Source organism: Duganella hordei, assembly GCF_040369125.1.
Classification (GTDB): Bacteria; Pseudomonadota; Gammaproteobacteria; order Burkholderiales; family Burkholderiaceae_D; genus Rugamonas; species Rugamonas hordei.
In genome coordinates, this window is sequence record NZ_BPWI01000074.1 from 1 (window position 1) to 201 (window position 201).

Annotated in this window: 1 rRNA gene; it reads left to right on the forward strand. The window is 55.2% G+C overall.

The annotated features are described in order from the left end of the window. A 23S ribosomal RNA gene (locus tag ABWW33_RS33200) occupies window positions 1–201 on the forward strand; the annotation flags it as partial.

Consider the following 201-nt stretch of genomic DNA (forward strand, 5'->3'; position numbering starts at 1 on the left):
GATGGGGGGACGGATCGCGGAAGGTTGTCTGCCTGTTGGAATAGGCAGTTTCTGGTTCATAGAAGGCGCTTAGGCAAATCCGGGCGCGGGATTCAAGGGACTGGGACGAGGTGCTTAGGCACTGAAGCAATCGGAAGTGGTTCCAAGAAAAGCCTCTAAGCTTCAGTCATACGAGACCGTACCGCAAACCGACACAGGTGG